The organism is Nitrosospira lacus, from assembly GCF_000355765.4.
Classification (GTDB): Bacteria; Pseudomonadota; Gammaproteobacteria; order Burkholderiales; family Nitrosomonadaceae; genus Nitrosospira; species Nitrosospira lacus.
This window is the reverse complement of sequence record NZ_CP021106.3, coordinates 1,885,958-1,898,960: the sequence shown is the minus strand read 5'-3', so window position 1 is coordinate 1,898,960 and position 13,003 is coordinate 1,885,958. Positions and strand designations below refer to the sequence as shown.

10 protein-coding genes are annotated in these 13,003 nt (G+C 57.3%); 6 read left to right on the top strand and 4 right to left on the bottom strand.

What is annotated here, in order from left to right; all coding sequences use genetic code 11:
* The first annotated feature begins 24 nt into the window (after positions 1-24).
* Positions 25-978 carry an alpha/beta hydrolase gene (locus tag EBAPG3_RS08470; RefSeq protein ID WP_151898899.1) on the top strand — a complete coding sequence of 318 codons (954 nt, stop codon included), beginning with the start codon at positions 25-27 and terminating at the stop codon, positions 976-978.
* Here the strand turns inward: EBAPG3_RS08470 and EBAPG3_RS08465 are convergent.
* The 3 genes from EBAPG3_RS08465 to EBAPG3_RS08455 all read right to left on the bottom strand — a co-directional run bounded on the left by EBAPG3_RS08465 (position 975) and on the right by EBAPG3_RS08455 (position 4,293).
* Positions 975-2,246, bottom strand: coding sequence for an O-acetylhomoserine aminocarboxypropyltransferase/cysteine synthase family protein (locus tag EBAPG3_RS08465; protein ID WP_004181197.1), 1,272 nt, complete (start codon positions 2,244-2,246; stop codon positions 975-977). The two genes, EBAPG3_RS08470 and EBAPG3_RS08465, sit on opposite strands and share 4 nt — an antisense overlap.
* Before the next feature lie 120 nt (positions 2,247-2,366).
* A complete protein-coding gene (locus EBAPG3_RS08460) occupies positions 2,367-3,065 on the bottom strand; it encodes an SDR family NAD(P)-dependent oxidoreductase (protein ID WP_040853284.1) in 699 nt (232 codons plus the stop codon).
* A 196-nt stretch (positions 3,066-3,261) separates the two neighbouring features.
* A complete protein-coding gene (locus EBAPG3_RS08455; protein ID WP_040853293.1) occupies positions 3,262-4,293 on the bottom strand; it encodes a fatty acid desaturase in 1,032 nt (343 codons plus the stop codon).
* A gap of 142 nt (positions 4,294-4,435) precedes the next feature.
* On the opposite strand from EBAPG3_RS08455, the gene EBAPG3_RS08450 reads away from it, so the two are divergent.
* Entirely contained in the window at positions 4,436-4,849 is a 414-nt protein-coding gene (locus tag EBAPG3_RS08450; RefSeq protein WP_151898898.1) for a MarR family transcriptional regulator, read from the top strand.
* Between the two features lie 91 nt (positions 4,850-4,940).
* Here EBAPG3_RS08450 and EBAPG3_RS08445 read toward each other — a convergent pair whose 3' ends face one another.
* On the bottom strand, positions 4,941-5,846 hold the full coding sequence (locus tag EBAPG3_RS08445) for a tyrosinase family protein (RefSeq protein ID WP_004181204.1): 906 nt from the start codon (positions 5,844-5,846) through the stop codon (positions 4,941-4,943).
* A gap of 359 nt (positions 5,847-6,205) precedes the next feature.
* On the opposite strand from EBAPG3_RS08445, the gene EBAPG3_RS08440 reads away from it, so the two are divergent.
* From EBAPG3_RS08440 to treZ, 4 genes are all read left to right on the top strand, one after another.
* Complete coding sequence (locus tag EBAPG3_RS08440; RefSeq protein WP_004181207.1) at positions 6,206-6,760, top strand: hypothetical protein; 555 nt, start codon at positions 6,206-6,208, stop codon at positions 6,758-6,760.
* Positions 6,760-7,656: an ATP-grasp domain-containing protein gene (locus tag EBAPG3_RS08435; protein ID WP_004181209.1), complete on the top strand. Its 897-nt coding sequence runs from the start codon at positions 6,760-6,762 to the stop codon at positions 7,654-7,656. The genes EBAPG3_RS08440 and EBAPG3_RS08435 overlap by 1 nt, the downstream gene beginning before the upstream one ends.
* A gap of 125 nt (positions 7,657-7,781) precedes the next feature.
* The gene (gene treS, locus EBAPG3_RS08430) at positions 7,782-11,090 is read left to right on the top strand and encodes a maltose alpha-D-glucosyltransferase (protein WP_004181210.1); all 3,309 of its coding nucleotides are present in this window, start codon (positions 7,782-7,784) and stop codon (positions 11,088-11,090) included.
* A gap of 42 nt (positions 11,091-11,132) precedes the next feature.
* Entirely contained in the window at positions 11,133-12,947 is a 1,815-nt protein-coding gene (treZ, locus tag EBAPG3_RS08425; RefSeq protein ID WP_004181212.1) for a malto-oligosyltrehalose trehalohydrolase, read from the top strand.
* Positions 12,948-13,003: the final 56 nt, after the last annotated feature.

Below are 13,003 nucleotides of genomic sequence, written 5' to 3'. Positions count from 1 at the left end.
GCTTTTCCCTTAAACTAAACACACATGCGCCGCTGGATTCCGATCGCAATACCCGCCTGCGTGAGCGCCATAATGATCGGTGCCGTGGGAGTGGGCGAATTATTGAGTGGCGCGGCGCCCACCTCTGTGGATTCCCTGTCGGGCACGGTATCATCCGATTTCCCGGTCGAGTCCGTGCAGATTCCCTCCGATGCCGGCTCCAGCGATGGCGATTCGGGTGTGCACGGCTGGCTGAGGCGCGGTGAACATGGCGGCGGCGTGGTATTACTGGTTCATTCGATCCGCAGCAATCGCGTCGAGATGCTGAGCCGGGCCAGGTTTCTGAATGCCCGGGGATACGGCGTTCTTCTCATCGATCTTCAGGCGCATGGCGAGACACCTGGCGAACGGATCACCTTTGGTGCGCGTGAATCAGAGAATGTAGAGGCTGCCGTGGCCTTTCTGCGGAAAAATTTCCCGTCTGAAAGGATTGCCGCCATTGGCGTTTCGCTGGGTGCGGCAGCTATCGTACTGGCAGGCCATCCGTTAAGGCTTGATGCCGTAGTGCTGGAATCGATGCACCCCACTATTAAAGAAGCTGTCGAAAACCGCTTGAGGCTCCACCTTGGCGAGGCGGGACGGGTGCTTTCCCCACTCCTGCTATGGCAGCTAACATTTCGTCTGAATGTTCCGCCCGAGGCGTTGAATCCCATTACCCGCATAGGCAACCTCAATGCACCCTTACTGCTGATTTCCGGCACCGACGACCGCCATACGACAGTCGCGGAAACCGGACGGTTGTTTGAGGCCGCCCGGCAGCCAAAAGAAATGTGGATAGTGCCGGGAGGCGGACACTTCAACATGCACGCCTATGCGGGCAAGGAATATGAAGGCCACATCCTGGATTTTCTTGAGCCTTATATGCACGAGAGGGGGGCAGATGGATGGATGGATCAAGACGCAACCCATCAGCGGGCACACTCAAACAACGGTATCTAACATCTGGTCAGCGCCTGAGCAATATCCTCGATGATATCGTCGATATGCTCTATGCCCACCGATATTCTGACCAAGCCCTCCGACACCCCCGAGGCCGTCAACTCATCGGGGCTCAATTGCCGATGGGTGGTTGATGCAGGATGGCAGGCGAGTGATTTTGCATCGCCGATATTGACCAGACGCAAGATCATCTTCAGCGCATCGATGAAGCGGCCGCCCGCGGCTGCTCCACCCTTGATCTCGAAGCTCAGTATCCCAGAGGCTTTTCCCTTGCTTAGCCTGATACACAGGTCGTGATATTTGCTGCGGGGCAATCCTGCATAATTGACCCGTTCCACTTTTGGATGGCCTTCCAGGTACTGCGCGACTTTCAGGGCGTTCTCACAGTGCCGCTCCATCCTCAAACCCAGCGTTTCCAGGCCTTGCAGTATCAAGAATGCGCTATGCGGTGATAGAGCCGCCCCGGTATTACGCAGCGGCACGACCCGGCAGCGGCCAATGAAGGCGGCATTTTCAAACGCTTCCGTATACACCACACCATGGTACGAGGGATCGGCTTCATTCAGGAGGGGAAAGCGTTCCTTGTGCTTCACCCAATCGAATTTCCCCGAATCCACGATCATTCCCCCCACCGTCGTGCCATGACCTCCGATATATTTCGTCAGCGAATGCACCACGACATCCGCGCCAAACCTGAAAGGCTGGCAAAGATAGGGGGTGGAAACCGTACTGTCGACAATCAGAGGCACCCCGTGCCTGTGGGCAATGTCCGCCAATTTTTCGATATCGACGATATTCCCCGCGGGATTTCCGATGGATTCACAAAAAACGGCCCGGGTATTGTTGTCGATATTCCGCTCGATGCCCTCATAGTCATCGTACGACACCATGCGCGATGTGATGCCTTGTCTCGGGAACGTATGGGCAAACAAATTGTAGGTGCCCCCATAAAGCTGACTGGTACTCACAATATTGTCGCCGGTGCTGGCGATACATTGGATCGCATAGGTGATTGCCGCCATGCCCGAGGCCACGGTCAGCGCACCGACCCCCTCCTCCATCTCCGCAATTCGCTGCTCCAGCACCGCGTTGGTGGGATTCATGATGCGCGTATAAATATTTCCCGGCACCTTTAGATCAAATAGATCGGCGCCATGTTGCGTGTTGTCGAACGTATAGGATGTTGTCTGATAAATGGGAACCGCCGCAGCTCTCGTCGTCGGTTCGGATTTGTATCCATGGTGCAGTGCCAGCGATTCCAGTTTCATACAACCCTCATGTTTAACTATGGCGCGAAAATACTACGAATTTGTCATTTCGGTTTGATCCGGGATCCGGCCCACCAGTGGTGAGCGCTGCGAACGCTACCGGATAGCAGGCTGCCATACCTACCATTTCTCGGCGTAAGGCCGAAGATCGAGTTCGAATGTCCAGGCTTGTTTGTTCTGCTGTGTGAGAAAGTAGACAGATTCCGCAATCCGGGAAGGTTCCATAAAGAATTCATCCGGCTTGTCAGGCATCAGCTGCCTGGTTCGCCGCAGATTCACGATCCCGTCGAGTATTACATAGCTGACATGAATATTCTCGGGCCAGAGATATCTTGCCAGAGACTGGACGAGTCCCCGTTGACCGGCCTTCGCGGATGCGAAGGGAACAAAATTGGCCCCACCCTTGATGGATGCGGTCGCACCGATGGCGATGATATGACCGGTTCCCGCAGCGCGCATATCGGGGAGCGCCTCCTTTACCGCGAGAAACAACCCCCTGCAATTAACTTCCCACGCGGACTGAAAATCCTCCAGCGTGGCATCGTCGATATTGGCGAAAGTGCCCGCACCCGCGTTGTACACAAGAACGTCAATCGGGCCAAGTTGCTGCCGGACTTGGGCAAAAACTTTGGGTGCGGCTTCCGGGTCCCGGACATCGTACCCGAATGGGCTGGAACCCTTGATAGTCGCCGCAATGTCATTCAATTTCTGTTGGTTACGCGCGCAAAGAGCTACCTGGTAACCATTGGCGGAAAACTGGCTTGCGATCGCGGTACCGTTCCCCGGACCCACCCCAGCAACCAAGCAAACTTTATTCATATTAGGAAACCCCTGAACAAGTCCTCCGCGGAGCGCGCTGCTATGGAATCGGGATGATCGCAGGCGTGGGATAAAGGCGGTGGAAATCGTAGCTTAGTCTACGGCACCAGGGAGCGCAACATGGCGGTACACGAGTTCACTGCAATTTGTGTAACCACGAACGCCCCCGGTCAAATCAGAGGCCGTTGGGCGTTTCTTAGAACGGGGTCAGGAAAGACACTCCGGCAACACCCACTGCTGAACCATTCCACAGGCGCTGCGCAAACCGGTTTCCTTGCATCTCGCTATCGTCGCCGAGTACGCGTGTGACCCTGTTCTTATGGAAGCTTGATAATTGCTTCCGGAATGGGATGACAGCGGACGTATCGTTCCCATACAGCGCCTGATGCAATGTTGGCAGCATGTGCCAGGGCGTGGTGGGCCTGGCGTGATGCGCATTGTGATAGCCGAAGTTGAGGGTAAGGAGATTCAGCCATGGATGCTGCACCGAAATCAGGTTGCTGAACGTATGGGATTGCTCATAGTCCCGGTCGCCCCTGTGCTTTATCAGCTCAGCTTCATCCGCCAGCGCCAGGGCGACGACGCCATAGTTATGCTGGAACGCATCCATGAAACGCAACACGGTCAAAAGGATGGTGTAAGCCAGCAGATAGCACAGACAGGCTATCGGCGAGTAGAGGAACAGCGCCAGAAACAGGCCGAAGCGGATTACTGCTACCCGCGTTACACGCCTGCGTTGATCCTTCTTTTCCTTGAGAACGAATGGGGCAAGGACAAGCACGCCATGCATGATCCATTCCACGGCGGGCACATACAGCCACTCCAATGCCTCCACAATTTTGCGCTGGACCGGATGCCTTGCAAGATAGCCTCTATAGTCGAGCGTGGTCACATCCGCATTATCCACATGGTGATGCATATGAGCCGTACGCAGATCCGCGTAGGTACTATAACAGCCGCCGGTAAGCCAGTTCAGCGCCCCCCCCATCATGGCATTGTGACGCGGCAATTTGAACAGGGTGTTGTGTCCGCAGTCGTGAATCAGATAGGCGGCGATCACCATGCCATGCGCCATGGCGAGCGTGCCGGCCGCCATTAGGACAGGATTCAGAGACAAAATGAGCCCGGCTCCACCAAAATAAGTCAGGTGGCAGTAAAACAGTGCTGAAATGTTTGGCAGCAGGCTGCCTTGATGGCGAAACCAGGTTTTCTCGATGCTGTTAATCATGGTCCCGGCGTCCTTTGCGAAGGTATTCCGATAATCCCGCAATATTGCGAGAACGATGTAATTATACATGTAAAATTACATGTAAAAAAGAGATATAATTATATCTTTTGTGATAACTTGGAATTACCAATCAGGATGAAGAATGAGCAAACCCGATAGCTCCGCGAACGCGAGACGGCGCCAGTTTATTCAGTTACTTAACAGCACGGATCAATACTGGATGGATGTTTTGGGAGACAAGCTCTTCCATGACTTGAACTACTACGATCTTTTTACGCAGATGTGGCTACGGCTGGACGGGGCTACGCGTGATACTTTTTATAAATCCGAGTTGCCTCAACTCATGCCAAACATCAGTCAACGCACCGCCATCAAGTATGTTCAGATTGCAATTGATCATGGCTTGCTCATCGAGCATACGGATCCGGAAGATCTCCGCTCCAGACAGATAACGATGTCCACTGGTCTCAAGCAAAAAATCGAACTTTTTCTGGATTATTCCATTTCAGTATTCGAAGTATTCCCCCTGCCGGCTTCCCGGCGGCACAATTCTTGAAATGGATGATGGCGATGTGTCTGGACTCAGGTACCGGCAGGCCGAGTTAGCATAGCGTAACCCGGCAGCCGGCAAGCACACATGACATGATTTACACGTAGGTATACCCCAGCGCGGCGATATCGCGCGTGGCTGCCTCATCCTCGGTCCAGGGGTCCATAATCGCCGCGGCGCCGGCAAGACCGGGATTCTGGCCGGGATTTGCCGCTTGCCATTCCGCCCAGATCCGGTCTATCTCCGCATGGTGCATCCAGAATACCGGGTCCGTGGGCGCGGTCGGTATGCCCCCCATTGATCCGCCAACCCAGACATGTCCCGAGTTATGAATGCCTTCGAGCGCAGACGCAAACGAATTGTAGGTGCCATTGCCCATTACCGCCGTTACGTCCGCCATGGTTGGCAAGGTTGCGAATGCGCCGATGTTGCGGGTTACCGTATGCGGCCCGTTCATCAGGTTCACGGTCGGGGTGAAACCAGCCAGCCATGAGGGGAACGATTGATCCTCGCTCGATTTCCAATAGGGGATGCACACAGTGGGATCCACCATTTTCAACAGCTCCTCCATGCGTATCAGGTAGATCCGATGCCACGGCAGAAAACGGGGATTCGAGTGCATTTGATGAATGGCGTTAGAATGGATATCCACCAGCGGCCCCAGGGCATTTACCGCGTTTATCTGGGTAAAGGCATTCAGGAACCGGTTTTGCTGATCGACGGTGAGTGAACGCTGATTCCTGCGCAAACATAATCCGTCGCCATTACCCTCGTCGCCATCACATGGCATGGGCGGCTTGTAGTCCTCCTTGCGCGGTTTGAAGCATATATGCTCATAGGGATGCGGAACATAGCGTGGCGGTTCCTTGGATGCATACTTTCCATAGATGCGCGAATCCGGATAGCGGGGATTGTCCGGCGGCGCCGTATGGTCATGCTCATGCCCGGCATCGCCTTCATAATCCGGGTTGAGATAAGGTTCGTCGTGTTTGCATGCTGTCATGGTAGCTCTCCTCGATATGATGGCTGGAAAGGAAGTAAAAACGCGCCGAGACTGTCCGGCATTGCAGGATTGATCGTGATTTCAGCTTAGTATCTTCGAAGGCATTGTCAAGAAAACGCATGCAGCCAATCGGCGGTGACCCTGCCGCCGCGGGAAATCGCAATAGAAACCGCTGCGGCAGGCGTGCCTGGGTAATCGGGAATCTGGGCGCCACGTTATGTCCGGGTTTCCCGCTGCATTCGATCCAATCAGCACAATTCACCCAGTGCCTTGACTTGATTTCCTGAAGATCTCTCCTATACTGATGCTTGTTGCGCCAATCCATGTTAATGTCATTTTATTTCAAAGGGAGATAATCAATGGCAAAGAAAAAAAATTCAGAAAATGTCACCACGCTGATCCTGGGTGAAGAAAACATACTGACAACCAGGGCGGCGGGTGAAGAAGTGCCGATGACCACACTTGCGATAGGCGAAGAGGACAAGAGCTTGAAGGAAAAAGACCAGTTTACGACCCTGGCGCTGGGTGAGGAAAGTCCGGCCACCAAGCCTCCGAAGGGAACCAAGGGCAAGCCGTTGCCGACAACGAAGCCAAAAGGTGAAGAGGGACCGACGCCCACGACCCTAGCGCTAGGCGAAGAAGGGCCTACCACCCTTCTCAAGGGAGAGGAGAATCCGACCACCAAGGCCAAAGGCGAAGAAGGCCCACAAACGACCTTCGCTCTCGGCGAGGAAGGTCCGTCCACACTCCTGAAAGGAGAAGAGAGTCCATCGACCGGGGAAAAGGGTGAGGGAATACCCGCCCCCACGACAAAACTGAAGGGCGAGGAAGGTCTCACGACACTGGTGATGGGAGAGGAAGGCAAGGGTTCCAAGGGGGGGCCTGGCGAAGGCAATCCATTCGGCGAATACTGATGCTGCTTATTTCGGGTGGAGAACAGGACCCCAATATTGCGCATTTGCTCGAGGTTGCGCGCAAGCGCAAGATATCCGTCACAAAAGTCCTGTTTGGACCCAGTACGCATCCATCAATACATTGGGATATCCGGGCCAACCGGTTGCTGCTTGATGGCATGCGGCTCGAACCGGATGCGGCGTTCCTGCGCTATGACGTGTTCAATCACATGGCGGATGCCCGCGAACAGACAGCTTTTCGTGCCCATGCCTGGTACGCCGCGATTGCAGGCTGGATTGCCTCGCGCACCGATATCCGCGCCTTCAACAGGGATGGGGAACCCAATGTCCTCAAGCCGGCCATTCTGCGCATGGCATTGGAGGCAGGCATGAACGTTCCGCGTTCGCTGGTATCGAATGACATTCAGAGAATTAATGAAGAAGCCGGCGACGACTTCGGGAAGTGGATCGGAAAGCCGGTCTGCGGAGGCGAATACACACAGGTATTGGGCGATCTGATAGGGAAAGTCGCGCAGCGCGGTGGCGCGGCGGCGGCGCCCGCCATTATCCAGGAGCGGCTGGTGTCACCCGACATCAGGGTATTCCGTATAGGCAAGGAATTTCTGGCATTCGGAATTGAATCAAAAGAAATCGATTACCGGGTGGATAGTGCATGCAGATTATGGATGATCGCGAGTCCATCAAAACGGCTGGCCCGGCAATTGAAACGATTAACCGATCGTATCGGTCTTGATTTCGCGGCGGCGGACTATAAAACGTGCGGTGACACCGGAAAATTGAAGTTTCTCGAAGTCAATACCGCGCCGATGTTTGTCGCATTCGACCGTGCCGGAAAAGGCGCGATAACGGATGCCATGCTGCGTTTTCTCCTGCATCGCAAAACGTCCGGTTCATGAAGCACCCGCGGTACCTCCAGCGAGGGGCTGGCGTAGCATAACCCTGCAGTCCTGGCATGGAAGCTGTGCAATAGACCCCGCCTCTTTCAGGAAGGCGACACTCCGGTACGGAAAGAAAGCACGCCATGGAACAAGAAGACGATCCGCTTTGGTACAAGGATGCCATCATCTACGAGTTGCACGTCAAGACGTTCTTCGACAGCAACGGCGATGGCATCGGAGATTTTCCGGGCCTGATCTCCAAGCTCGACTATCTGCAGGAACTGGGCGTCAACACACTCTGGCTGCTGCCGTTCTATCCATCGCCGGGGCGCGACGACGGCTATGATATCGCCGACTATCACAATATCCATCCCGCCGTCGGCGAAATGGCGGACTTTCACAAGTTTATCGGCGAAGCGCATCGCCGCGGCTTGCGCGTGATCACCGAGCTGGTCATCAACCACACATCCGATCAGCATCCCTGGTTCCAGGCGGCACGGCGTTCGCCGCCGGGTTCAAGCAAGCGGGACTTCTACGTCTGGAGCGATACCGATTCCAGATACAGCGGAACCCGCATCATCTTCAGCGACACGGAGAAATCCAACTGGACGTGGGACGAAGAAGCAAAGGCTTTTTACTGGCACCGCTTCTTCTCGCACCAGCCGGACCTGAATTTTGCCAACCCCGATGTATTCAAGGCGATCATGCATGTGATGAGATTCTGGCTCGATGCCGGAGTGGATGGCATGCGCCTGGATGCAATGCCCTATCTGTGCGAGCGTGAGGGTACCAGCAACGAGAACCTGCCGGAAACCCACACGATCATCAAACGCATGCGCGCGGAACTGGATAAACACTACCGCAATCGCATTTTCCTGGCGGAGGCGAACCAGTGGCCGGAAGATGTGCGCGAGTATTTCGGTGGGGGCGACGAATGCCACATGGCCTTCCATTTCCCGCTCATGCCGCGCATGTACATGGCCATCGCACAGGAGGACCGGCATCCGGTCGTGGAGATCATGGAGCAGACGCCGGACATCCCGGACAATTGCCAGTGGGGGGTGTTCCTGCGCAATCACGACGAACTGACCCTGGAGATGGTCACCGATCGCGAACGGGACTATCTCAACCAGACCTACGCGATCGACCCTGAGGCGCGCCTCAATCTGGGCATCTGCCGTCGGCTCGCGCCGCTGCTGGAGAACGACCGGCACCGCATTGAACTGATGAATCTGCTGCTCATGACCATGCCGGGCTCGCCGATTCTCTATTACGGCGACGAGATCGGCATGGGTGACAATTTCCTGCTCGGCGACCGCAATGGTGTCCGCACGCCCATGCAGTGGCGCGGGGGACTCAATGGCGGCTTTTCCACTGCTGATCCCAGCCGCCTGTTTCTACCCCCCATCATCGACTCCGTCTATGGCTTCGGCGCGGTGAATGTGGAGTCCCAGCAACGCAATGCCTCCTCGTTGCTCAGCTGGATGCGGCGATTGATTGCGATGCGCAAGGCGCAACGCGCCTTCGGCCGTGGCACGCTCGTTTTTCTGCGGCCGGGCAATCGCAAGATACTTGCTTATCTGCGCGAGTACGAGGATGAAATAATCTTGTGCGTGGCCAATCTGTCACGCGCGCCACAGGCGGTAGAACTGGATTTGAGCCCTTTCAAGGGTCAAGTACCGGTGGAATTGATGGGCCGCAGCAAGTTTCCCCCCATCGGCCAGCTGCCGTATGTGCTCACCTTGAGTGGCCATGGATTCTATGCCTTCCGTCTGGCCACGGATGTGGAGGCGCCGGCCTGGCACGAAGAGCGCCCGGTACCACCGGATCTGCCCGTGCTGATACTGGTAGACTTGGGATGGCATACCCTCTTTGGACACACCGAGGACCGTGAGGGCGTGAACCAGCTGATGGTGCGCCGTGCGCGGGATCAGCTGGAGCGGCAGATCATTCCGCGCTACTTCCGCTCCCAGCCATGGTTCCTGGATAAAGATGCGGCAACGGAGAAATTCGAGCTTGGCGAGATGAACGAGTGGGCCACGGAATCCGGCAGTTGGTTGCTGGCCACCGCGGTATTGACGCTCACCGGTGGTGAATCGCATCGCTACGCCATTCCACTCGCGCTGGCATGGGAAGACGAAGATGAAAGCCGTATCGGCGCGCTGCTGCACGCCACGCTGGCCAAGGTGCGGCGGCGCGCGCGCATGGGGATTCTGTTCGACGCGTTTTGGGACGATGCATTTTGCCGTACGGTGGTATCGAGCATGGAGCGTGGCTCGACCGTGCCGTTTGGCGGCGGGCAATTGCAGTTCCAGGCAACTCTCGCCTTTCCGGGCTTCACGGATCCAGCGAGTACAGCCACGGTGACGCGTACCGCATCCGAGCGCGGGCGCCTGGTGGTGAATCTCGGCAATCATCTGGTGTTGAAGAACTACCGTTGGCTGCTTGCGGGCGTGCACCCGGAGCTGGAGGTGTCGAGATTTCTCACGGAGACGGCAAAGTTTACCCACATGACCCAGCTGGCCGGCACGGTGGAGTACTCGGATAACGAGGGGCATCGCTCAACGCTCGCGATCCTGGAGCGCTATGGGGAAAACCAGGGTAATGCCTGGACTTATACGCTGAATTATCTGGAGCGCTTCTTGGACGAGTGTCTGGCACGGCCGGAGCATCCTCCGGACACGCGGCACGCCGCCTACATGGACCTGATCAGGACCTTGGGCCTGCGCACGGCGGAATTTCATCGGGCGCTGGCGCTGCCGGATGCCGCTGGTGCATTTGGCAGCGAGCCCGTCACGGCCGACGACGTTGACGGATGGGTGAGCAGTGCGCACATGCAACTGGGCGCGATGTACAAATTGCTGGAAGCGGAATTGCCGTCGCTGCCCGATGTAACACAGCCGGCGGGCAACAGTCTGGTGGCGGCCCGGCCCAGGCTCTCCCGGCGCATCATGCATGCGGCAAACGCGCACCCCGAGGCGGCCGGCGCCAAGGCACGCTATCACGGTGACTATCATCTCGGCCAGGTATGGCTGTCAAACAACGATTTTCTGATTACCCACTATGGTGGCGAGCCTGGACGGGACTGGGCGGAGCGCCGCTGGAAGCATACGCCGCTGCGGGATGTGGCGAGGATGCTGCTCTCATTTTCGGAGGCGTCAGCGGCGGCGCTGGACCATGTGGCGGCTGATTCAATTGAAATGGGCACCGCGCTGCGGCAGCAGGTGGAGAGCTGGCAGGCACTGGCAAACCGTGATTTCTTCAAGAGTTATCGCAGGGCAATGAAGGGGTACGCCCTGTTTCCTTCCGATGTACGGACTGCGGACGCACTGATCACGCTGTTCATGATAGAGAAGGCCGCCGCCGCCGTGAGCAACGCGCTCACGCAGCGTTCGAAAACGACCGGCGCCGCCATGCGGCGTCTGATCCAGCTCAGCCAGCGAAGAAAATAAGCAACGATGACAGATCCAGGCCCGCTTGCACGATCCCATGACATGCCTTATGGCGCGCGCATCACGGAACGGGGCGTACGCTTCCGTCTGTGGGCACCCGGCTGCGGCCGGGTAACGCTGTGGATCAATGCCGGGCAAGATGAGCAGGCGTTTTCGATGGACTCGTGCGGCGGCGGCTGGTTCGAATTCATTGCATCCCATGCCGGTGCGGGCACGCGCTATTGTTTCGAGGTGGGCGGCGGCCTGCGTGTTCCCGACCCAGCCTCGCGTTTCAACCCGGACGATGTGCATGGCGCGAGCGAGGTGATCGATCCTGCGGACTTCGAATGGCGGGATGCGGCATGGCGCGGGCGCCCATGGGAAGAAGCCGTGATCTATGAGTTGCACATCGGTACCTTTTCGCCCGGGGGAACCTTCGCGGGAGTGATGGAACGGCTCGACCATCTTGCGGAATTGGGCGTGACGGCGCTCGAACTGATGCCCGTGGCCGACTTTCCCGGAACGCGCAACTGGGGCTATGACGGCGTACTGCCCTACGCCCCGGATAGCCGCTACGGCCGCCCGGAAGACCTCAAGGCGTTGATTCAGGCCGCGCACGCAAAAGGCCTGATGGTGCTGCTGGACGTGGTGTACAACCACTTCGGGCCGGAGGGAAATTATCTCCATGTTTACGCGAAGGAATTCTTTACCGAGCGCCATCATACCCCTTGGGGTGCGGCGATCAATTTTGACGGCGCGCACAGCCGGTACGTGCGTGAATTTTTCATCCACAATGCACTGTACTGGCTGCACGAGTATCATTTCGATGGCCTGCGTCTGGATGCGGTGCATGCGATCGTCGACGACTCCGAGCTACACGTTCTCGCCGAACTGGCGGAGCGCGCGCACGCAAGCATTGATGGGAAACGCCAGGTGCACCTGATTCTGGAGAACGACGCCAACGTGGCGCGCTATCTCGGGCGCCACGCTTCTGGCGTCCAATATGCGGCCCAATGGAATGATGACATGCACCACGCCCTGCATGTCCTCGCAACCGGGGAGGCGGATGGATACTACATGGACTACGCCGATGAGCCGATCCGCCATCTCGGCCGCTGCCTGGCGGAAGGATTTGCTTACCAGGGAGAAGCGTCGGCCTATCGCGGCCATGCGCAGCGCGGCGAAGCGAGCGCGCATCTGCCTCCGCAAGCCTTCGTGTCCTTCCTGCAATGTCACGACCAGGTGGGCAACCGCGCTTTCGGGGAACGCATTGCGCATATTGCGCCGGCCGCCGCCGTGCGCGCCGGGGCCGCTGTCTATCTGCTGGCGCCGAGCATCCCCATGCTGTTCATGGGCGAGGAGTTCGCCGCGCAATCGCCGTTCCGGTTCTTTTGTGACTTTAGCGGCGAGCTGCGCGCAGCGGTGACGCAAGGCCGGCGGCGCGAATTTGCCCGATTCGCGCGCTTCGCCGATGCGGCGATGCAGGCCGCCATACCGGACCCGAATGAGATCCAGACTTTTCTTGCCTCAAAGCTCGACTGGGATTCGCTCGCCGACGGCACGCAGGCGGACTGGCTGGCGTATTACCGGAACCTCCTGAAGCTGCGCCGGGAAATCATAGTGCCGCGCCTGCGCGGCATGGGAGGATATTCCGCGAAGTTTGAAGTATTTGCGTCCGTCGGCTTGCGGGTCGAGTGGCATCTGGGAGATCGTTCGACGCTGCGGCTGCTGGCGAATTTCTCGGTAGAAAAGGTTCACGCAGCCGTTTCGGCCGGACAAACTGTGTTCGCCTCGTCAGCAGCGACGGCGCAAGGCGTGCTCGGTCCATGGTCAGTAGTCTGGACACTCGAACCTCCAGCTGGCGGGTGGCACGAATGAACAAAGCTGGCATCCGGCTTGTTCTGTCAGCCTGCGGAATATCGGGCCTACGAGGA

What these genes read in the sequence shown, in the direction of transcription:
- EBAPG3_RS08450 (WP_151898898.1), top strand. Translation starts at nt 4,436, where the DNA reads ATGAGCAAACCCGATAGCTCCGCGAACGCGAGACGGCGCCAGTTTATT.
- EBAPG3_RS08445 (WP_004181204.1), bottom strand. Translation starts at nt 5,846, where the DNA reads ATGACAGCATGCAAACACGACGAACCTTATCTCAACCCGGATTATGAA.
- EBAPG3_RS08455 (WP_040853293.1), bottom strand. Translation starts at nt 4,293, where the DNA reads ATGATTAACAGCATCGAGAAAACCTGGTTTCGCCATCAAGGCAGCCTG.
- EBAPG3_RS08460 (WP_040853284.1), bottom strand. Translation starts at nt 3,065, where the DNA reads ATGAATAAAGTTTGCTTGGTTGCTGGGGTGGGTCCGGGGAACGGTACC.
- EBAPG3_RS08465 (WP_004181197.1), bottom strand. Translation starts at nt 2,246, where the DNA reads ATGAAACTGGAATCGCTGGCACTGCACCATGGATACAAATCCGAACCG.
- EBAPG3_RS08435 (WP_004181209.1), top strand. Translation starts at nt 6,760, where the DNA reads ATGCTGCTTATTTCGGGTGGAGAACAGGACCCCAATATTGCGCATTTG.
- EBAPG3_RS08440 (WP_004181207.1), top strand. Translation starts at nt 6,206, where the DNA reads ATGGCAAAGAAAAAAAATTCAGAAAATGTCACCACGCTGATCCTGGGT.
- treZ (WP_004181212.1), top strand. Translation starts at nt 11,133, where the DNA reads ATGCCTTATGGCGCGCGCATCACGGAACGGGGCGTACGCTTCCGTCTG.
- EBAPG3_RS08470 (WP_151898899.1), top strand. Translation starts at nt 25, where the DNA reads ATGCGCCGCTGGATTCCGATCGCAATACCCGCCTGCGTGAGCGCCATA.
- treS (WP_004181210.1), top strand. Translation starts at nt 7,782, where the DNA reads ATGGAACAAGAAGACGATCCGCTTTGGTACAAGGATGCCATCATCTAC.